The following is a 21,360-nucleotide window of genomic DNA, read 5'->3' as shown; positions in this document are numbered from 1 at the left end:
GTGCTATTATACCATAAAACCGCTATTTTCATGGGTTTTACGGATAGATCATACTCAGGTATTCTTTAGTATTTACGTACATAACGTGTTAAAATATAATAAAACAAATATTGATGAACAATTGGAGAATAGTATGAAGATTAAAACTATCGAAATTTCAGGTTTTAGGCAAATTTCAAATGCCACGTTTAATTTGGAAGATAGACTTACATTTCTTGCTGGAGCTAATAATAGTGGTAAGACTTCACTAGTCGAACTTCTGAACTGTGTTTTTAATTTTGGTACCGAAAAATTATCCGGTGAAGATTTTTCTGTAGTTAATACTCAACAGTGGGTAAATGATGTTTATCCACAAATATTAAATTATTTTCAAGAAGATACTCAAAAAGAAAATATTATCTCCAATATTCATAATTTGATTTTTCCTAATACAGATGAAAAGAATGAAGTAATTATTGAGCCCATTAAACTAAAATTTCAAATTGATTATGATGTTACAAATGATGATATAAGAAATTTCGCTGACTACATAATGGATCTTGATCCATCTTCTTCCAGTTTCTATTTTGTTTATGAATATAATGTAGATAACTCTCTTTTTAGAAAGAATCTAATAAATCATTACGATAAATTAGAACATCGCATCAGAAAAATACTTTCAAATCCTGAAAATAATAACGATGAAAATATTAAAAAAATAATTTTGAAAGTATATTTTGAATCCCTATCAGAAACCATTAGATTTACAGATAGTAACTTCGAAAATGGCGGAGAGATTGATCGTAAAGATTTCATAAAGCTTTTCAATTTTCAAAAAATTATGGCTGGAAGAACCTTAGATGATACTAGTACGGACAGAAGTAAAATCTTAAGTAAAAATATTGTTGATATTGCTAGTAAAGATGAAAATTGGGCAAGAACGATTGAAAGCTTACCTGATACAATATTGGAGGCTATCGAAAATGAAAATATCGAACAAATTATAAAAAGCACTTCCATTGACTCTCTTAAAGAAACAATGTCTTCAATTTTAATGACGAACGGTGGTCAGACAAACGAAATCATTATTAATATGGACATCACTGAAGATTCTCTTAAATCACTACTTAAAAACATCACAAGTGCCCAATATATGCTGGATGACCACTATTTAAATGAATCATCACAAGGATTAGGGTATAGCAATCTTATCTATATGCATTTGCAACTAGAAAAATTTAATAAAACAATTGATCCATTGTTGGTTAATCTTTTTGTAATCGAGGAACCAGAATCTCATATGCATCCCCAAATGCAATATGTTTTTTCACAATATTTACTTACTTACTTTGCCTCCAAACCAGAATTGCAAGGTTTTATTACTACACACTCGCATGAAGTTGTTAGAGGTTCAAAGTTATCTCAATTAAGGGTACTTAGAAAAGTTAATAGCTTCAAGTGTTCATTATATGATTTAAGAAGTTTTCATAATAATTTAGAAGGTATGCCTGAATTGTTGGATTTTTACAATTATTTTTATGCAATTAGTTTTCCAGATATTATTTTTGCGGATAAAGTTATTTTGTATGAAGGCGATACGGAACGGATGCTTATTAATAGTCTTTTGAAAGCTGATCAAACACCATTTCCTAAACTAAAAAGTCAGTATCTTTCATTTGTTCAAGTTGGAGGGGCGTACGCAGTTAACTATGAACCTATTCTAAAATATTTGGATATAAAATCTCTAATAATAACAGATATAGATTATGGAAAAGAATGTAATACTAAAAATGAAATAGAAGTTTCCAGATCTACAAACGATTCCATAAATAAATTATTAAATATGAAAGTAAAAACCGAAAACACAAAAACTATTAAAGAAATTTACTCCTGTAGAGAGGATAATGAACCATATGTTTTAATAGGCGATAACATATGCTTAACTTTCCAAGGTGAAAAGGACGGCTATACAAGAACGTTAGAAGAAGCAATGCTATGCAAACTGTATGATGTAAAGGTATTTGATACATCGACAAAGGAACAGTGGAAAGATAAAAGAAATAGGGATAAATTAAAATATTCGATCCCTAACACTGATGACCTTATTGGAGTAAGGCACATCGTTAATAGTACTTCAAAAAATAAAACAGATTTTATGTATTCTGCTGTATTAAATAATAAATTAATGGATACATTACCTTACTATATTGAGGAGGGGTTGAAGTGGTTAGAAAAATAGAAAATTTTTTCATCGTTAATGCTCCCGCAGGCAGTGGTAAAACAACCACTATTCGAGAAATGATTAATAACATTATTTCGATTAATTCCAAAGACAATGTATTATGTATAACGTATACCAATAGAGCTGCAGATGAACTTTCTAAGAGTTTTTCTTCTCCTAATATTTCTATTTCAACAATTCACTCATTTTTAAACAATTTTATGAAACAATATTTTGGTAGCCAAGAAATTATTGACTTATATTTTGATACTTACCAAGATAGTATACAACAAAGAATTGATAATAGAGAGGCTAAAGAAAATCAGACTGAAAGCAATAAAAAATATATTGAAAAATACGGAGACCTGAGTATCGATGTTCTTCGAAGAAATATTACAAATATATATTACAATGAAAATAGCTTTAATTCCCTATATTATGGCGGCTTAGGCCACGATGACCTTATTTCATTTTCAAGTAAAATTATTCTAAAATATAAAGTGATACAGAATAGATTATCATACAAATTCCAGTACGTTTTCATTGATGAATATCAGGATACAACCGCAGATGTTCTAAATATTTTTTATGAAAGCTTAAACGAAAAAAGAACAATCTTATATCTATTCGGTGATAAGATGCAGCAAATTTACAAAAATTATGATGGTAGCTTTGAACCAAAGTTTTTAAAATTTGATTCTAGTAAAGCTTTAACTACTAACTATCGTTCAATTCCCAAAATAATAACTCTGCTAAATAATATATACAATGATTCCAGTTTTGTTCAAAATGTTTTTGAGGATATGAACAAGATTGCTCCTAATTTTGATCCTAGAGTAATTATCTGCAACGATGTTGATGAAAAATTAACTCAAATTTTGGATGAGTATCCGAATTCATTAACTTTGTTCTTATCTAATCAATCTAGATTTCAGAAAATAGGTTGCCCTTCCTTATATAGTACGTTTAGTAAGATGGATCGCTATTCTTTTAGTAAAAAGTATGGTGTAGTAGATGTATTAACAGACAATACTAAAGATAATCCTGATTCTTTGATAAGACTTATTTTTTCAGTAGCTTTTATTAATAATAACTATGCATCTAATAACTACGGTGTAATCGTTAAAAAAATTAAGGATGAACAGTCAACGATTGGATTAAAAGACTGGAAGCTGTCTAGCCATCAAGATAAAGTTACTTTAAATACAATTTTAGAAGAATTGGCATTGATAGTATCTTCTTCAAAAAAATCTATCAAAGATGTCTTGATTTTTCTAAAAGAAAAAATTCCACAATCAGCAGTAACATTAAGCGAGATTATGGAAGATGAAAGTTATTCTGATGCATTGGATGTGCCTATCGAAGAAGTAATAAAACTTTATAACTATTTGGAGTACCCAAAAGTATCCACACAACATGGCGTAAAAGGAGAAAGTCACGATGAAGTTATTTTTGTTGCCGATGATAGTTATAATCCACATGTGAGTATGTATAATTTTTTTGATATTTGGTCAGATACCGAACTCTCACTCACATCATTAGAAGAATTTTATTATCAATATTCTTTCGAATTAACTAAAATTACTGAAAAAGTAGGGATGAAAATTAACAATTTAAAGAAGGATAGTTTCACCGCTCATGAAGATTACTTAAAAGGCGCTGCCTCTAGTATAATGACAATGTTTCAGGAGAACGATTTATTTAATAAACTCTGTTTTTTAGAATATCAAACATTCATATCCAATCCAAATGTGACTAACGCAAAAAAATGCTTTAAAGAATCTCAAGTATATGGAATTTTGAGTGCTTATAAACTCTTTTATGTGGGGTGCTCGAGAGCTCGTAAAGACATAACTGTCTTATTAGATAGCAACAAAATAAAGGGCAATATGGATTTACAAATACAAAAATTTGAACAACTTGGATTTAAAGTTCATAACGAATCTTTGATTTAAAAGATTAATAGCAAAGCTCCTATCTTGCTATATTAATAAACAAGATAAGAGCTCTGTTTTCTATTGCAATATGTCTTTACTAAAATCAATCATTTCTATATCTTCAGCATCTTCTATGTCTTCAACACTAAATAAGTGAACTTTAACAGGAGCATTCGCATAGTTTTGTTTTACTAGCTTCGCAAGTTCTGTAAAAAACAGGTCGCTTGTTTCTATTTCTGCAAGTCCCAATAGATCTAACCCAACTTGCGTAAAAGCATAGCTTTTGTAATTAAGTTGATAAGACTCAATTTTCTCTGCTTGAATAGCTACAACTAGATTGTCATTTTGGAAACCACAGAAATCAGAATCATAAGTTGTTAGTTTGTTATCAACTCTTTCACCAAGATTTATTAAGCCCGCTTCTTTCATACTGAAAAATTCCCGATCACCTATCCCATACTTCTTGTAAAGTTCAACCTCTTCATCTGTAACAGGTGCATAAAGATAGTATTCCTCATCTGAATCTAGCACAACTAGTTCTAGTAACCTCAAAAAGATATCAACATCTTTATCTGTTAACAGGTTTACTGTCTGTTTAAACCTAGGCGAGAATTCCTCACTTAAGAAGGTTTCTTCGCTAATTATTCTTTTCCAAACTGGCTCATCATCAAAGTTCAGGCCATAAATAGAATTGATATTTTCATTTAATTTACCTTTCAACTCTTGCAATGATAAATGAGCATAAGTATCCGTAAACCAATGATATAATTCACCGAGTTTATTCCATTTAAAGTTTTCTGACGGCGTCCTGACCTCAAGTCCTTTTTTCTCATCTTCTTCCCACTTAAGTATTAAAGTTGTCCATCCAACCTGATAAGCAATGTTTTCAGCTGGAATTCTATCAACTTCATCAACTCTCTTGTCTTTTAAAGATTCTGGAATATTATCAAATTCCGAAATATACTTCTCAAATTTTTTTCCTATTTCAGCTTTTAGTTCTTCCTTATTTTTGTACGCTCGTAAAATAACACCTTCCTTCAGATTAAATTATATCACTAAAAAACAGCAAATGGAAACGTTAACATAAGTAATATTACATTTTTTTATTACTGTATAGTCATTATTTTATCAATGAGCGCAAAATAGGATTAACCAGATGATAAATATAACGAGATTTAATAAGTCCGAATTTCTCAGCTAAAATACTAACGATTATACCCGTTAATAATAAAATTAAAATATATCGAATTTCTCTTTGACTAAATTTTTTAAGTTTTTTCATCTTGTTTTTTCCTCCTGTTTGTCTTCTTCTTTTCTGTGATAAGAATGGTCACGTACTTTTTCATACATTTTGTAGTCTGAAGCAATACTATCTATTTTATCCTGGAGGACTTGCCTTTCTACAGAAGCTTCTAAAATTTGCTTTTCAATTTGTCCCTGCATGCCAATTGTAGGTTCTATGTGATAATCTTCTAAAAGTATTAATGATGAGTCATCACCTTCTTCAAAAGCTAAAAGTGCTGAGGATAGTTTATTCAAATCACTAATCTTATTATCTAGAGTATCAAGTGTAGTTAGTGTTGATTCATACTGTTCTTTAAAAGTATTACTCAAAGCTTCAAATTGTTCCCCATCAGAAATATCATGCAAAGATAAGAATTCAAACTCTTTTATCAACTGATCAAGTTTTGAAATATTTTTATGTTTGTTTAAAACCACTTGACCATTGTTATAAGCAAGTTGTTTCATTAAGATATCACCTTTCATATACTTATTATTTTCCGACTTATCCGTATTCATGAAATAAAAATAATCGGACTTCTTGATAAAGATATCAAACTTACCATCTTCTAATTCATCAAATTGTCTTCTTGGAATCTTAATAAGCCCTTTGTTAGATAAACCATAATCAACTTCTAAATAAATACCAGTCAATGTTTCAGATTTTACTTGCCAGGGCTCAATCGTTAAACGCATTTCAAAATCATTTTCTTTTGCTTTGAGTAATTTATCATATTCTGATTTGATAGTTTCTAAAGGATAACCTACTTTATTTTTTGAAGTACGTTTTTCAATAGCAGCCAAACTATAACCACCTCTTTTTGACAAACCACTGTCTTTAGTATTTCTTTCTTGCTCACTATCTAGCAGACGGTAAGTCACATGCTTGCCTGAAAAGTCGACAGATAAATTAAGAGCTTTGGCTTTTTCTTTGAAGTCTTCAAGGGATGTTGCATGCTTCAGTAAAAAGTCACAACGTGATTTTATTTCACGTTTGAAAGATGTTACCTTTTGGTATGCTTCATACTTTGTATGATTAAATAATTCAGACTTTTTATCAATTATCTTTGCACCTTTTAAATCAGAAAGTCTGTCTGAAATGAGTTCCAATTTTCGCTTAGTAAATTTTTGCCATCTAAACTTTTTGAGCGTGACAGTATCCGTTGATGAAAAAATAATATGATTATGGACATGGCCTTTATCAACATGAGTAGCCATTACAAATTCATGATGACCACCTGTCAGCTCCAAAACTGTTTGTCGGCCTATTTCATGTATTTCTTCCAATGAAAGATTATCTTCTGGTGAAAAAGATTGAATAATATGATGCGCTAAGACACCTTTACCAGACTTTAAATCAGAGTTTTCTCTTCTTCCAAGGTGCTGGTCAGCTAACTTTTTTGTCAAACACATTTCAATATCTGCTTGACCTAAGTTTGAAACTAAGTGACCTGAAATGAGCTGATGATAGACTTGTCCATCCTTGACTACTAATGGAAATGGACTATCCTTTGATAAGTCAGTTTCCAAAGTTTTAGCATCATCTAAAATATACTTAACAGCTCTTTTAAGGCTATCCGTTTTTTTAATTTGTAAGACTTTTGTAACGACCATATATTAATCTCCCTGAGCTTCAAAGTGACTAATGAGTTCAAGAAGTTTCGTATCAATATCTTTCACCTCATTCAATAACTTTTCTAAAACTTCGACAGAAACTTCATCACCCAAGTTCACACCCTTAGCTATTTGATTGATGTTTACACCAATTCGATTGACCTCTTTTTTAAAATCAATTAAACCTTCAAAGTCAACAACAGTCACTTGACCAGTTGTTAGCATAAGTCTTGCAAAGTTGGAAAAGTTTTCGAGTTCTGCCACCTTCATTTGTTTTTTAATTTTTATATTCTCTTCTTCAGTTACCCAGAATAACTTTTGAATGTGTCTGCTTCGTGAATTTTCTAACCTCATTTTTAGTAATCTCCATTCTATCTTTTTGAACTTCTCATTTTAACCTCTTCCTCTGGCAAGCATAGCATTTGTATATACAAATACGAAATTCAAAAGAATAACCCTTCTCAAATTTATCTGTTTGATAAATTTGAGAGGTTATCTTTTTTCATGTTTTTGGGGAAATCCCCAATCCCCTTTTTAAGTGCTTCGCACTTTTTATAGAAACTACTCTTCAACAATAGTTCCATAACGAACAAGCTTATCAACTAATAATTGGTAAGTTTCATCAGTTAAGCTTGATAAGTATTCACTTGTTTTTAAATAACTATCTGCTAAATCTGAGTCACTTTCTTTCAGCCATTGGTAATCAGTTTCAACTTCAGCAATCATAGCTTTCCTACTAAAAGATAACTTATTTGTATCAACAATCAATTCTGATGACTTCGATAGATAAGTCACTTGTGATAATAATACTTCTTCTATTTCTTTCATTAATTTTCTCCTCTTCTACTTTGAGTTGCTTTTAGTTTTAATTGAGTGACAAGGTCTACTTGGTTTTCTCCTTGTCGCTCTCTAACTTTTTTGAAGCTTGTTCTTCCTTCTCTTTTTCTTTGACGTACTGCAAGCTCACTTCTTTCATTTGCCTAAGTTTATTCTCAAATGAATTTTCCTTTGAAGATTTATTTAACAGTTTTTCTAAGTTAGCATCTAAATTTTGAATCAACTCTTTTGATTCCTTTTGTACAACGACTAATTGATTCTCAAGTTGTTCAAGTGTTTCTTTATCCTGACTCCAGGAAGCCAAGTAACCAAAACTATAGTCACTCGTATCAAATCCAAAATGACTTGCCACTACATAAGCAACTGACTCTGCTTGTAGTTCTGCATGACTGCGATTAATATTTCCGATATCATGTTTTAGGTGCATGTGAGCCAATTCATGAAAAATTGTTTTCAGTGTTTGCTGTTCTGACATACCTGATTTAATAACAATCGTTTTATTCTTTGGTGAATAATAACCATTGCTAGTTGTTAAGGTTTTATCAAAAGTTAACGTTACACCTTGACTCTCTGCAAAAGTTTTTGTTGCTCGATAAATTGAGGCGTATTGCTCATGAGTTCCTTCTAATTCATGAACCATTCTAGGCAACTCTTTACCTTCAGTTTGTGCAACATCAAAAACAGGAACCAACTTAAAAATAGTTTTTGTCTTTTCTTTTCCCTCTTTATCCAGGATAACTTTACCAGTTTTTTGGTCTCTTTCTTTGATTGTCATTGGAGCAAAAATCCGTAAACTTTTCTCTCCTTTTTTAACACTTCTTTCAAAATTTTGTTTCCATGATTTGAAAGAGGCTACTTGAGAAACGGTAGGATTCTGTGCAATTAGAAGCTGGATATTTCTTGGCGAATAAGTATGAAACTTACTCATAACAGTTAAAAATTGTTTATAATTTTTAGAATTCAAATAGTTTTTGACACCTTTCTTTAAATGTTTTGATAAGGCTCTTGTATCTTTTTGATTAATCAGATCACTAATACTTACATCACCTCCTTCAATTTTTTCAATACTATTCTCTATGCTTTTATCTTCCAAAATACTTTTATCATTTTCAATCTCTAGCTCTGGCTCGAGGTCACCATTTTCTAAAATAGCTTTTAATTCTTTTCCCTCATCAAGGATATAACTTGCATTGATAGAATGGATTTTGACACCAGTCTCAGATTGACTGAGAACTCCTAGAATAACTTTTTCTTCAGCATCAGTATCTAACTGTAAGTTTAAGGGCTTTTTCAATCTCAAAAGTGAAGCTGGGAATGTCACACCATCCTCTGTTCGAAAAGCAATTAATAAATCTTGATCGTCTGTCCGTATAGCAGATGTTGTATTGATATTATGAAACTTAGAAATACTTGATAAGTCATCAAAAAGAAATGAGGAGGAATCAACTATTGCTTTTAAATCAGGGAGAACTTGAAGCTTTTCAAATGTAGCCCCTCTGTTAGTAATCATGATATTGTCATAGTTCCCTTGACCAATAACAAAGTCTTCTAGTGTTTTCTCTGAAGTCTGGCCCTCCTTTATTGGAAAAAGACCTGTTAAGTGCATGAAATTTCTTTTTTGAAATTGAACTTCCATAGATTTAACTTCATCTTTATCTTGATAGAAATAGTAAACTTTTCTATCTGCCAACTCATCTTGATACCATTCTGCGATTGATTGTAGCTGAGGTGCATAACGATTTAATTTTTTTAATTCTTGGTCAGTTATGGGATGATAGCTCGGTTTATAGATTGACTTTGAAGGAGAACTTGTGCTAAAATATAATAAAGGCTGAGACTGAGGCTGGTTTGGTGACAAGCTAGTCAAAAGATGTGACTTCACATCAGGTAGAGGTGTTGCCTCCTGACTTCGGTTAGGTAAATCCCCGATGTTGTTCTCAGCAAAACGTTCTTGACTTCTGTCAGGAACGTTTTTTTTATTATCAACCATATTATTCTCCTTTAACTTTTTTAAGACATCATTCCAATCTGCCTTTTTTTCACCATCTTGAATTTCAGGAATAGCTGCAGTTAAAGATATTCCTCTATCCTTTAACTTTTTAATAAATTTCTGGCCTGCATTGTCATTATCAATCGCCAGTGTAATTTTTGTTTTATTTTCTGGACGTTCAAAGTAACCTTCCTCCACAGCTTTAGTTAATGACTGTCCTAATTCTTGAATAGACCAGGAAATTGGTCTTCCAGCACTAATCGCCTCTACTTCAGCAAGGTGTCTTCCAATAGTGGACTCTTTTAAACCATCCATGGCAAGTAAACGGATATTATCTAAATCCTCCTTATGGAGTTCATAATAACTCATGAGATCGATAGGGGCTTCAGCTACTATTAATCTATTGGGTGTACCAATATCAACGTGCATTCCTGAAAGACCGTCTGAGGCTCTCATAAGTCGTTTTAAACGACCTCTTTCGTGTATGGTAGGATTATACTCAATTCCTTGTAAAGAACCTCCTGAAACGTTTCCTTGACTATCGAGTGTCTTAAATACAATGACATCTTCTAAATGGTCGCCTGTTTTATGCTTAGCTTGTGCTAAGACATTTTTCTCAAGGAAAAAATCAATAGTAGCATCTGATAACCCACGTTCGTTTCGCAAGTAGTTTCTTGCCTCTTCGAATTTAGGATTTTCATAGGTTTTTAGATAATAGGAAAAAGGCTCTTTCGGAGCCTCTTTCTTTTCAAATAATTTAAATTCTCCTGTCTCAAGATAGTGTTTGGCTTCTCTAAAAGAAACTTTTTCTCCAGTCAATTCTTCTTTAACAGTTTGTACAAGAGAAAAAACATCGCCGTGAATATCTCTACTAAACCAGGAGTACGTATTTTTATAGGCAAAAATCTTAAGAGAATCGTGTTCTTTCCACTGGTACTCATGACTTGTGTTCTGCTTTAGAGACATACCTAAATCTTGTGCCACGTCTAAAATAGAAGTCTGCCTTAATTCATCAATACTTTTAGCCATGGACACTTTCCTCCAGTATTTTCTTTGCCCATCTCTTCACACCATCAAACGTTTCTGTAGAATCATCAATAGATTTTGCCAGTGGGCGTTGATCGCTAGAAATGGTATATGTAAATAAATAAGGACTTAATTGTCTAAATTCATGATGCTTCATCAATAAAACGCTTTTTGCTAGAATAACTGTTTTCGTTTTTTCAAGGCTAGTTTGACTAAATTGACCTTCTTGACTTTCCTGAAAAACCTTAGTTAGTATGACTTCTGAAAGAGTCTCATAAAACCCTTCATAAAATCCAATTGATATTACTTGGTCTGATTGATTATTTCTCATCATTCAACAAAGTCCTCCAAATCTTTTGATTTATCCTTATGACCATAAAAGGAATCAACAATTCCAGCTGTTCGTAACGCTGACTGCATAGCTGATCGGGCTAATTCTGAAGATGCGATTGTTCTCACTTTCAACTCCCATAGGTCTTCTTCTTTTTCTTCTATCAGCCTATCCATCCATTCATTATCCTTAATTAATTCATCTCTTCTTTGTTTTAATTGTTCTAAATTCATATTTTTCCTTTCCATCAAAAAAAAACAGTTCTTTTATTTGAACTGTTTAGTCACGAAATATTACTTGTTAAATAGTCTTTGTATAAAGGTTCGACTTCGCAGAGCCTTATTTTCTTCTTGGACATTATTTTTTTCATTAGTGAGATGTGCATTAGCTGATTCTAACTGATTAATTTCTATATTTAATCTTTGATTTTCCCTCTCCGTCTTTTTATAGTATTCTTCCTTTTCTTGGTAGTGACGTAATCGAACTTCTGCTTGAGCAATCTGTGAGCTCAATTGTTTTACTTTATCACTTTTTTGATTGTAACACTCTTCTAATTCTTTAATTTGAGTTTGTAGTTCAGCACACTGGTCTTCAAATGACTTCAAAATCTGATACTTCCTTTCATTTTCTGGTATTATTCTATGCGCTTTTTGGAATTTTCCTAAGAGTTTATAGTTTCTATCTTGATAAGTTATTTTAATTTCTTTAGCGATTTCTTTCAATTTTTGGATGTTATCAAATTCTTCAGGAAGTGATTCTTGAATCCATTTAGGAAAGAATGCTTTCGCTTCAAAAAGTGGTATGCCTTTTCTAGCTAATTCTGCTCGCTTCAATCGACTAGGTTTTCCAGAAACATAAAACTCGATTGCTAAAATACCATTCAAACGATAATAAGTCGAGTAAGGATAAGTTTCATCCAACTTCATATAAAACTTTAGTATTGAATAACTCCCATCTGGGAAAGTAACTCTTTGAAGCTTATTAATTCTCTCCGGAAAAATAATAATGGAAGTGTCATCTTCTTGTATTTGGAACTTATGAATGTTTTCAAATGCGGAGAGAAAAGCAATTAATTCAGGAGTATAAGAGAAACTACCGTTCTGATCTTTTAACGGACTAGATTCACCAGTAAAATATCGAAAAAATGGCTGTCCCCTTTTATGAGTTTTTCTACTAGTTCTCCCTCGAGATGGACTGACTTTTAAATCTGTATCTAAGTCAAAAAAGACACCTTCATTTTTATCAACTGGATAATTCCAAGGATCATCGTCAGCAAGCTCTAAGGCTTCAAATGCATTAACAACCTGTGAATTCCCATCTTTTCTTTTTACCACTGCATAAAATTTTGAAACCCCCATGAATTCATACTCCTTTAATTAATCAGTTCATTTAAAACATACCTAAGAATGAATGTTTTTTTCCATTCCGAAAGATGAAAATAATTCTGAATGCTTTACTTTTTGTTCTTGAAAATAGCGCTCAAAGTTTTTATCTCCTTTGAACTCTATTTTATCATAGTCAATATAGTTTAACCATTGACAAATCAAAGCATGGAATTCACTTTGATTAATAATTTCATTCATTACGCCGTAAATAGCGTCATCATACATGATTGATAACACTTCTGTTAAGTAATCAACATCACCACCATCACAAGCATAACGGTGGGCTAATATACTAAAATAGCCACTTATCTCAAGGCTGTTCATGCGACTTTCTCTTGGCATATCTGATAATTTCAACTGGTTCTTTAACAATGAAAGACCTATTAGCTGTCGCATTTTTTCATAGGCCTCCTCTACTTCTCTATTAAATATGTCAGAATCGCCTCTGTCTACTTGAGAGTAGTAAAGTGAGCTCTTCTCTTTTGATAACTGTATGAAGGAATCCTCAATTAATTGCTCTAATTTCGACAAATTTTTACTCCTTTCTTAATTAAAGATTGTTCTATTCGCAACTCTTCTTTCAACTTCTTCTTGTCCCTCTATTGTAACGGCACCTGCTTTATTAATATTATCTAGAAATTCTTCAATATCCGCATTATCCATATCATAGGTATACCAGCGTTCAGTATCTTCAGGACTTTCAGCTAATTTATGGTAATTTTTATGACTTTCAAGACGGAACTTCTTGTCTTTGAAAACATGTTGTTTTGAAAAGAAGACCAGTGCTTCATCAACCCCAATCCTAGCGACTTCATCTGGTGTCATTAAGTCACGTTGAATTGTCTGTGTACTATCACTTGAAGACCCCTGCTGACCGTAAGATTGCGAATAGTTACGTTGTTGGATTGTTTGCTTACCAGCACGCATTGAAAAGTATTTCATTGTATCTTCATCATTGGTACCAAGATATAAGAGGACAGAGCAGTTATTTAGAATAGTTTTCCAATCATCTTTATAGACTGCTTTTAATTGGTTAAGAGCTTGTAAGACAATATCCATAGAAATTCCTCTAGAGCGTACAGAGGACTGAGACTCAGTGAAGTATGGTATTTTACCAATCTGTGCAAACTCGTCCATTAGAAGGCGCATCGCTAATAAATCGGATGGTTTATAATTCTTACTTCTCCCTTGCAGTATTTCATCAGCAGTCATGGGTAAAACTCTTAACATGGTAACAAATAAGAGATTTGCCAAGAAATTATAAGTTTTATCCGTTTCTGGAATGGCGATAAATACTGCCGTTTTTTGTGTTTGCCAAGTTTCAATTTCCATATTATCATTTGAAATTAAATCTCTTACAGCCTGATGATCAAATACAGAGAATCTACTAGAAGCGATAGCAAGAACTGATAAGAGAGTCTGACCTTTGAAATTAGCCATAAATAAATCAAACTGCTTACAAGCATAGTTGTTTAGTAATTTCTTTTCCAAATTTTTGAAGAGAATTTCTACAGGGCTTTCAATGTCAGGGTCTTCTCTTTTTAAGTTTCGTAACATATCCGCAATTTTGCCTAAATTTGGCCCTTTTTCATCCTGGGCCAACACTTTATCATTAAAGTAAAGATAGCCTACTAAAGCACGAATTAGTAACATTTCCGCTTGTGCCCAAAAATCCTCTCCCTGATTATCGGTTTTCTTTGTCCCATTAACTATGGATTCTGCGACTCTATCAATATCATTTTCAGAAGTCATATAATCAAATACATTAAAATGGTTTGAATTTGATAAGGTAACTAAATCTAGAACCTTTATACGATAGCCTTTTTCTTTCAATAAATGACCAACCTCGTGGACAAGTAACCCTTTGGGGTCAGTAATTACAAAAGAAGCATTAGCCTGCATAATGTTAGGTTTAATAAGGGCTCTTGTTTTCCCATCACCAGGAAGGCCGATTGTAAGGGTGTTTTTATTTAGTTGAACAGCATACTCTAGCCTTTTATTAAATAAGCCCATATAAGCATTTTGAGTAAATATCATATCATTTTCTGGGTCACTATCTCTAAACTTAGCTAATTCTTCAATTGTCGCAAATCGAGCAGAACCGTGTTCTTCACCAAAACGATAATGACCTAAATCAGATTTTCGATAATAAAACAGAAAAGCCAAAAACAGTCCTAAAACACCCCCTAATAGTGATTTAGGACTGACAGTAATAAAAGCCACAAGATTATCAAAAGGGTGTTTCAAAACGGCTGATAATCGCTGTAAGCCTAATGGGTCTAAAGCAAAGTTGTTTACGGGTGATAGTTCTACTCTTCTGACAATGTAATTACTAATCAAGAAGAGAAAAAGCCCTAAAATAATATAAGGCTTTTTTGAACGTGTATTGTCTGAGTTCATCATTCTTTAATAACCTCTTCTTGTAATTTATCCTTTTTCGGAAGTTTTCCTTTACCTTGACTTTGTCTCAATTGTTTTTCTTGTGCCTCCTTAACTGCGATTTTTTGTGCTGTCTCTTCTTTAGCATTCTTTAATCTCTCATCAAAAGACTTTGCTTCAGGATCCTTAACTAAACTATTGACGGCCTCTTTGGTTTTGTCATCTTTTGAGACCTCAGTTACATCTGAGACTAAATGTTCAAATGCATCCCTGATAACATCACTATTTTTTGCTTCAAAAGCTAATGCCACATCATTATCGCCTAATTCCTTTACAGAGAATTTTACGCCATATTGCTTTAAATATTCCTTTAACTTTTGTAAATTAATTTCTGATGTTCTGAATCGTTTTATTTCTTTAGAAGCATCTGAAGACATGAATTTATTCCAATTCAATTCACCATTTTTCGATAGTACATTACTTATCACTTTTCCTTCTTCTTTTGACTTTTCGAGTAAAGCAAGGATACCTTTTAAAAGAATCTCTCCAGTCCCTTTACCGATATTCTTTAATTGAAATAATGCTTGTTCTTGTTCCATATTTTCTCCTTATGAAAAAAGACCACAAATTTGTGGTCAACTGATATTAGTTTTCTGAATTGTTGCTTTTTTTCTTCTTGTAGGACAAAACAGCTCCTGCTATAAATAAAACAAAACCTACAATGCCTAATAGTAGTCCAGTATGTTCACCAGTAGTTGGTAGTGTTACTAATTTGTTGTCTTTTGTTTTTACAGTGTACGTTTGGTCTCCATTATCTTTAGCACCTAATTCACTCAAAGGTTTATTTGAACCATCTGAAAGTATCGCTACACCATCTGAGATTCCAGTAATGACTTGATTATTACCTAAATCTAAAGGCGCTTCAGGAGTTGGAGTAACTATAGGAGCAGGATTGCTTATTACGTTTCCTGAATTAGGAGTTCCGGTATTACTACCTGGTGTTGTACTTGTTCCTGGTTGTGTGTTTCCGGTATCACTACCTGGAGTAGTTCCTGTACCTGGTTGCGTATTTCCGGTATCACTACCTGGAGTCGTACCTGTTCCTGGTTGACTATTTCCTGTGTCACTACCTGGAGTTGTACCTGTTCCTGGTTGTGTATTGCCTGTGTCACTACCTGGTGTAGTTCCTGTGCCTGGTAAAGGAGTACTTGTATCAGTACCTGGTACTGTGCCTGTTCCTGGCTGTGTGCTTCCTGTGTCACTACCTGGTGTAGTTCCTGTACCTGGTAACGGAGTACTTGTATCAGTACCTGGTACTGTACCTGTTCCTGGTTGTGTACTTCCTGTATCAGTACCAATTGTAGTTCCTGTACCTGGTAACGGAGTACTTGTATCAACGACCACAGTTCCAGGTTGTGTAGTTGTTGTAGCCATATCTTCAGCATGTATTGTAGAACCACCTAATAAGATTGTAGCAATGGCAATTGAACTAAGTAATGTTGTTTTTTTCATGGTAATTTTCCTTTTCATTCTGCTTTCCTCTAAGGGAATGGGGTTTCAGTAGGCTGTTTAATTACTTCAAAACCATAATGGCTTGAAGGTGCTTTTTTTATTGTTATGGTGAGACGTTCTGTTTTTAATTCCTCCTTTTCTTTTAAAGCAATGACATAAGTTAATACTTGATTAGCCTCTTTATATTTAGTCTTCTCTAGTAAGACTGACTGTGTTTGACCTTCTCTCGCTTCAATTGATTTGTCAGAAGCGATAAAATCTTTCATCTGTTTATCATTTCCAGAAAAATAGTTAGGCAGAAAATAGCGACAGAAGACATCGCTTTCTCCTTGGCTTTGATGAGTTGACTTAGGATTTTTATGAAGTTCCTGTTGGATTTCTACCAACTTCTTAGCCTGCATTTGACTTGTCATAAAACTAGACCCTGCTAACAATACTGAAAGAACAGTAAGACCAACTAAAAGTAGTTGCACCAATGGCTTCTTTTTCCTGTTTGAGTTAGCATCATTAGATTTTTTCTTAGATAGGAGCACTTCTTCTGAAGATGTCTTTTGTTTTTCAACTGGCAAACTAGGTCTCTTAAGATTAACTTTAACTGGAGAATGTTTTCGTTTGATTTGTCCAAACTTAAGTAATAGATCATCAACTTTTTGGCCAGAGAGTAAGGGTAAATCAAATGAAATTGTTTCTAACACTTCCCCGTTCTTATCAGCATGAGTTACACTGCAGATAGCTTCTAAATCTTCAGATTGACACTTAATATTTTCTCTTTCAAGAAAATTTAAGAGGCTATCCTTTGAGGTAAACTCTTTAACTAGATTTTGGTTTTTAATATTAAGTTGAAACATCAGTCACCTCCTGAAGAGTAAGGTGTTCTTCCTTGAAGAAAATCTTCAATCTCTTTTTGGGTACGTGGACTGTCTTCTGAGAGAATTGTCATATAGTTAGCATAGGCTTCTCTACTTAACTGTTCTTGTTTCTTTCTCTTTTCGACTAGAGCACTTTCTTGTTTCTTAAGCTTATCTAGTTCTTCTAGTCCTTTTTCATACTTCTTTTTGGCTTCTTGCCAGGTTACTTTTTTTGCCATCTTTTCTCCTATTCTGTTTGGTTACTATCTGATGTTTGTTGTGAATCAGATGACTCAGTTTTATGAGTGTTTCCATAGCTTGGATAATCTTCTTCTTGCCCACTTATTGTCAATAGAGCGGGTTGAAGTTGATTAACCTTAAGCTTTCCTTTAGCATCTAGGGTATATGTTATTTTCAATGTCGCTTCATTAGAAACATTTTTTTGAGCTTTTTCATACTTATTCTTTTTCGCTAAAAGGGTATTCGTGTATCGTACTTTAGCAATAGCACTATTTGATTTTTGATCAATATATATATCAGACTCTTTCAACTTGAAATCTACAACATAACCTTTATAAGCTTGGTTAACAGATTCATTCTCTTTTGAGATTTCTTGGTTATACATCGATTCTGTCATAAATGGTTGATACCGATTCCTATTCTCTTCTAAGTCCTTCTTCGTATAGTAAGCTATCAAAAAGCTTTGAACTTTCTTCTGAGTCAACGTCTCAGCATCAACTTTTTTTGTTTGGGTCTTTTTAGGAGCCTCCTTGGCATTTATTTTGACTTGGCCAGAACCATAGCCAATAATAAAGACAAGAATTGCACCAATGATTAGACCTAAAATTTTATATCTTTTTAGCTTATTATCATCAATCAATAGATTTTTCCTCCTTCAGATTTACTTCAATTTTTAGAACTGCTTTTTCAAATGGTAAAATGTACTTTTGATATTCATACTCAAACTCTGCCTTCTCGGTACGATGAAAGGGTGATTTGTTCCCAAGTGAGCTACTCTTAGAAGAGATAATCATTAAAATATAGTTCGTGACACTTCTTATATATAATTTAGAATGCTTATCATCACGTTCTGATAGCAAATGTATTGAATAGATGATGTCCTCAAAGGCATTACTTGCATCCTGATTTAAACTAATTTTTTGGAAAAGAGTCAGATTTGATAATTCTAAATTATCTTGAGTAGAATCTGAATCTTTTAGTGTTGGAGTTTCATCTAAACCTAAAAGATAAGGTGTTGATACTCCAAAGTAATTGGCCAATATTTTTGAATTTTCTAGGCTAAGTTTTGTCTTACCATTCTCATATTTTCCGTATTGTGATTGGTTTGTGTTGAGGATTTTAGCTAACTCAGCTTGAGTTAATCCCTTTGCCTTTCTTAGTTCTTTTAATCTGTTATCGGGTTTTTTAAAAATATTCTTTAAGACAGACATATAAGTTCCTTTCTATTTTGGTGTCGCAAAACTATAATAAGGTGCTGGTCGACAAACTCGGTAATGGACTTTATCTTGAACAAAATTGTAATTACACTCAGACATTAAGAATGAACCATCAGGGTTAACGACTTCCACGATACTGACGTGACCATACATAGCCATTGTGCCATCAAAGCCTCCTAAGGTAGATACGACTGCTCCTTCTTTAGGAGTTTGACTAACTTCCCATCCTTTACCGCCTAAAGAAGCAACCCAATTCTGACCATTTCCTAAGAAGCCATAAGTACCTGATAAATCCTTAATTTCGCCTAATTCAACCAAACGATTATAAGCATACCAGGTACATTGACCTTGTGGGTAGCTATTACCAGGTTGTGTTCGCATAGCATTAGTTGAAGGGGGATTCTTTAGTTTATCTCTATAGCTTTCAGGAAACTCCCAAGAAGAGGCCATTGTTCCACTTCCCCCATGGGAAGCTAAAGGTTGTTTAAAGAACTGAAGCATTTGTTTTGCGTTGTTTTGTCGCTCTAACAGTTTATCTCCAGAGTTCCCTTCCCATTGATTTAAGAAACGTTTTGTCAATACGGAGACATCATCATTATTAGTGATGATGTTTTTTGCGATTTCACGATAATAGGGATTATCTCCATTCAGAATAAAATCCAACTGCAGTTCTAAGTCATACCACTTCTTATTCTTTTCTTTAGCATAATTCAATAAGAGTGTATGTCTATTTGCTCCATCTGCAGTATCTGTCCATTGACCAAGGCCTAGCCCTCGACGTAAGATATTTGCATAGCCACCATTATAGATAGCTGGGCCACCTATAGATAACCAAGACTCATCATCCCATGATGAATCTGAAGCCCCTACTGGTGGTTTTAGAAAGTCCCCTTCAGCACGTTTAGCAGTTAAGTTACTTTCTGTCGCAAAGTTACCAAACCAAGATGCAATACCATTATCTGTAGCATTTGGTATCTTCTTCTTAAGATAGTCATAGGCTGCCTTAGCCTTATTTGCTAGACTTCCCTCTAAGTTTAAATCAGTCATAACTGAAGTAGTTTGAGAATAAGTCACACTCGTAAAATAAAACCCAGGGTTGACATAAGTCCACTTGTCTTTTTGAGTTTTGGTAGCTTTTTCTTCTAGCTTCTGATAAGACACAAGCTGACCTTTAGAATCTTTTACTGTTCCAATTTCTTGACCATCGACAACTTTATCACCAGTTTTCACACGTATTCCCGATACATGCTCATAGGTAAATATTGCATCACTTGTTTTAATGATAATAGTGTCTTGTGTAACTTCAATATCACCTGACATAACAGCTAGTAACTGTTGACCTGCTTTAGCTTCCATTATTGACTTGTGATAAATTTTGTCTTTGGAACTATAGCCAAACCGTTTTGAAATAACCAAAGGATTTTTAAAACTCGCATCTCCTTCTTTATAAAACGGATTCGATAACTCCTGGTAATCACTATAATAACCTTCTTCTTTGGATTCGCTCAACAACTCTTCATACTCTTCCTTATCATCTTTTGATAATAATAACCAGGCATTTTTACCCTTTTGAGAATAAATATCTTTCATCGTTTGTAAGTGATCCTTATCTCCATTCAAAGAATCCCAAATGGTTGATAAAGCATTCTTATAAGTATTACCTTGACTTCCTCCTGCAATAAATGGTCTATTCCAAGAATCACTTAATTGATAGTCCTCATATCGGTAATTCATGTACATCATGACATCATCAATATTAGTCCAATAGTCCACCTTATCATTTGATTTCTCACGGTCAATTTTACTCATATAAAGCCAAGAGTCATTTAAAGCAAATTCATCTTGTTGCATTGGTGTAGGGTTCTTCATGAAGATAGACATAACAAGTAACATTAATACACCAATGACATAGGCTTTTAAAGAGAGAGGGTTCGCTAAAATGGTTATAACTGGCTTTGCAAGCCATTTTATAGTTTTAATACTAACCTTTGAAGCTTTTCCTGCTTTAGAGCGAGCAATTTTAGAACTTCTTTTGGCCATTTTCTTTCTTAGGTTATCCCCTAAACGTTCCCCTTTAGGTGTCCTAGTAAAACCTCTTCCTTTTGTAAGATTATAACTTCTATTAATAACACCATATCCAGACCCTGCTGTATGTGAGACAATCTTTCTTGAGTATTTAGCCATCCTTTTACTTTGTTCAATACTGGTATGGGTCTGTCGGATTTTACGCCGGCTAGTGGCAATATCACTTAAAACATCTTGCTCACCAACCATAGATTCAGCAACTTGTCTGGAGGTCTGATATCCTCTTTTGGCTATTTTTCTTTTTCGGGTACCACCAGTTCGTTTGATTTGAAAACTATAAACACGCTTTTGAAGATGATATTTTTGACGGACTGCATCAACTTTATCCTTATCAACCTTAAGCTTTTTGGCCGTTTTAAAATCAGCTTTAAGTTCTCTTAGTTCTTTTCGGCTTTCCTTTAATGCCTTCTTTGGAGACAAATCTTGATAATCTTCAAGTTTTTGAGCTAGTTCATCTTTATCTATTCCCATTCTATCT

General features: G+C 33.2%; 19 protein-coding genes and 2 pseudogenes. 2 read left to right on the top strand and 19 right to left on the bottom strand.

Features of this window, described 5'->3' with window-relative positions; all coding sequences use genetic code 11:
* Positions 1-133 precede the first annotated feature (133 nt).
* Both MKY69_RS04120 and MKY69_RS04115 read left to right on the top strand, forming a co-directional pair.
* Positions 134-2,218, top strand: a complete 2,085-nt coding sequence (locus MKY69_RS04120) for an AAA family ATPase (protein ID WP_340791026.1) — start codon at positions 134-136, stop codon at positions 2,216-2,218.
* Positions 2,203-4,155 carry an ATP-dependent helicase gene (locus MKY69_RS04115; RefSeq protein WP_340791025.1) on the top strand — a complete coding sequence of 651 codons (1,953 nt, stop codon included), beginning with the start codon at positions 2,203-2,205 and terminating at the stop codon, positions 4,153-4,155. The genes MKY69_RS04120 and MKY69_RS04115 overlap by 16 nt, the downstream gene beginning before the upstream one ends.
* 60 nt (positions 4,156-4,215) lie before the next feature.
* On the opposite strand, the pseudogene MKY69_RS10565 reads toward MKY69_RS04115, so the two are convergent.
* The 19 genes and pseudogenes from MKY69_RS10565 to MKY69_RS04025 form a co-directional block, all read right to left on the bottom strand.
* Positions 4,216-4,782, bottom strand: a pseudogene (locus tag MKY69_RS10565) (hypothetical protein); the annotation flags it as partial.
* A gap of 30 nt (positions 4,783-4,812) precedes the next feature.
* Positions 4,813-5,163 (bottom strand): annotated as a pseudogene (locus tag MKY69_RS04110) (ClbS/DfsB family four-helix bundle protein); the annotation flags it as partial.
* A gap of 94 nt (positions 5,164-5,257) precedes the next feature.
* Positions 5,258-5,419, bottom strand: coding sequence for a hypothetical protein (locus MKY69_RS04105; RefSeq protein WP_340791024.1), 162 nt, complete (start codon positions 5,417-5,419; stop codon positions 5,258-5,260).
* Positions 5,416-7,032, bottom strand: a complete 1,617-nt coding sequence (locus MKY69_RS04100; RefSeq protein WP_340791023.1) for a relaxase/mobilization nuclease domain-containing protein — start codon at positions 7,030-7,032, stop codon at positions 5,416-5,418. Before MKY69_RS04100 ends, MKY69_RS04105 begins: the two co-directional genes overlap by 4 nt.
* A gap of 3 nt (positions 7,033-7,035) precedes the next feature.
* The gene (locus MKY69_RS04095; RefSeq protein ID WP_340791022.1) at positions 7,036-7,386 is read right to left on the bottom strand and encodes a plasmid mobilization protein; all 351 of its coding nucleotides are present in this window, start codon (positions 7,384-7,386) and stop codon (positions 7,036-7,038) included.
* A gap of 207 nt (positions 7,387-7,593) precedes the next feature.
* Positions 7,594-7,860, bottom strand: a complete 267-nt coding sequence (locus tag MKY69_RS04090; protein WP_340791021.1) for a hypothetical protein — start codon at positions 7,858-7,860, stop codon at positions 7,594-7,596.
* 55 nt (positions 7,861-7,915) lie between these two features.
* On the bottom strand, positions 7,916-10,888 hold the full coding sequence (locus MKY69_RS04085) for a PBECR4 domain-containing protein (protein WP_340791020.1): 2,973 nt from the start codon (positions 10,886-10,888) through the stop codon (positions 7,916-7,918).
* Positions 10,881-11,219 (bottom strand): hypothetical protein, encoded by a 339-nt coding sequence (locus MKY69_RS04080; protein WP_340791019.1) that lies wholly within the window; start codon positions 11,217-11,219, stop codon positions 10,881-10,883. The genes MKY69_RS04085 and MKY69_RS04080 overlap by 8 nt, the downstream gene beginning before the upstream one ends.
* Positions 11,216-11,449, bottom strand: coding sequence for a hypothetical protein (locus tag MKY69_RS04075; RefSeq protein WP_340791018.1), 234 nt, complete (start codon positions 11,447-11,449; stop codon positions 11,216-11,218). The genes MKY69_RS04080 and MKY69_RS04075 overlap by 4 nt, the downstream gene beginning before the upstream one ends.
* 60 nt (positions 11,450-11,509) lie before the next feature.
* Positions 11,510-12,574, bottom strand: coding sequence for a hypothetical protein (locus MKY69_RS04070; RefSeq protein WP_340791017.1), 1,065 nt, complete (start codon positions 12,572-12,574; stop codon positions 11,510-11,512).
* Positions 12,575-12,616: 42 nt separating this feature from the next.
* A complete protein-coding gene (locus MKY69_RS04065) occupies positions 12,617-12,997 on the bottom strand; it encodes a hypothetical protein (protein ID WP_340791016.1) in 381 nt (126 codons plus the stop codon).
* Positions 12,998-13,147: 150 nt separating this feature from the next.
* Positions 13,148-15,004, bottom strand: coding sequence for a VirD4-like conjugal transfer protein, CD1115 family (locus MKY69_RS04060; protein WP_340791015.1), 1,857 nt, complete (start codon positions 15,002-15,004; stop codon positions 13,148-13,150).
* Positions 15,001-15,579: a DUF3801 domain-containing protein gene (locus tag MKY69_RS04055; RefSeq protein WP_340791014.1), complete on the bottom strand. Its 579-nt coding sequence runs from the start codon at positions 15,577-15,579 to the stop codon at positions 15,001-15,003. The genes MKY69_RS04060 and MKY69_RS04055 overlap by 4 nt, the downstream gene beginning before the upstream one ends.
* Positions 15,580-15,625: 46 nt before the next feature.
* On the bottom strand, positions 15,626-16,492 hold the full coding sequence (locus tag MKY69_RS04050) for an LPXTG cell wall anchor domain-containing protein (protein ID WP_340791013.1): 867 nt from the start codon (positions 16,490-16,492) through the stop codon (positions 15,626-15,628).
* Positions 16,493-16,521: 29 nt separating this feature from the next.
* Positions 16,522-17,340 (bottom strand): hypothetical protein, encoded by an 819-nt coding sequence (locus MKY69_RS04045; RefSeq protein WP_340791012.1) that lies wholly within the window; start codon positions 17,338-17,340, stop codon positions 16,522-16,524.
* Positions 17,340-17,579 (bottom strand): hypothetical protein, encoded by a 240-nt coding sequence (locus MKY69_RS04040; protein ID WP_340791011.1) that lies wholly within the window; start codon positions 17,577-17,579, stop codon positions 17,340-17,342. The genes MKY69_RS04045 and MKY69_RS04040 overlap by 1 nt, the downstream gene beginning before the upstream one ends.
* Positions 17,580-17,587: 8 nt before the next feature.
* On the bottom strand, positions 17,588-18,220 hold the full coding sequence (locus MKY69_RS04035) for a hypothetical protein (protein ID WP_340791010.1): 633 nt from the start codon (positions 18,218-18,220) through the stop codon (positions 17,588-17,590).
* Positions 18,213-18,791 (bottom strand): helix-turn-helix domain-containing protein, encoded by a 579-nt coding sequence (locus MKY69_RS04030; RefSeq protein WP_340791009.1) that lies wholly within the window; start codon positions 18,789-18,791, stop codon positions 18,213-18,215. Before MKY69_RS04030 ends, MKY69_RS04035 begins: the two co-directional genes overlap by 8 nt.
* A 12-nt stretch (positions 18,792-18,803) precedes the next feature.
* Complete coding sequence (locus MKY69_RS04025) at positions 18,804-21,353, bottom strand: phage tail tip lysozyme (RefSeq protein WP_340791008.1); 2,550 nt, start codon at positions 21,351-21,353, stop codon at positions 18,804-18,806.
* Between the last annotated feature and the right edge of the window lie 7 nt (positions 21,354-21,360).

The organism is Streptococcus sp. FSL R7-0212 (assembly GCF_038007985.1).
GTDB lineage: Bacteria > Bacillota > Bacilli > Lactobacillales > Streptococcaceae > Streptococcus > Streptococcus parauberis.
This window is presented reverse-complemented; position numbering and strand designations above follow the sequence as displayed.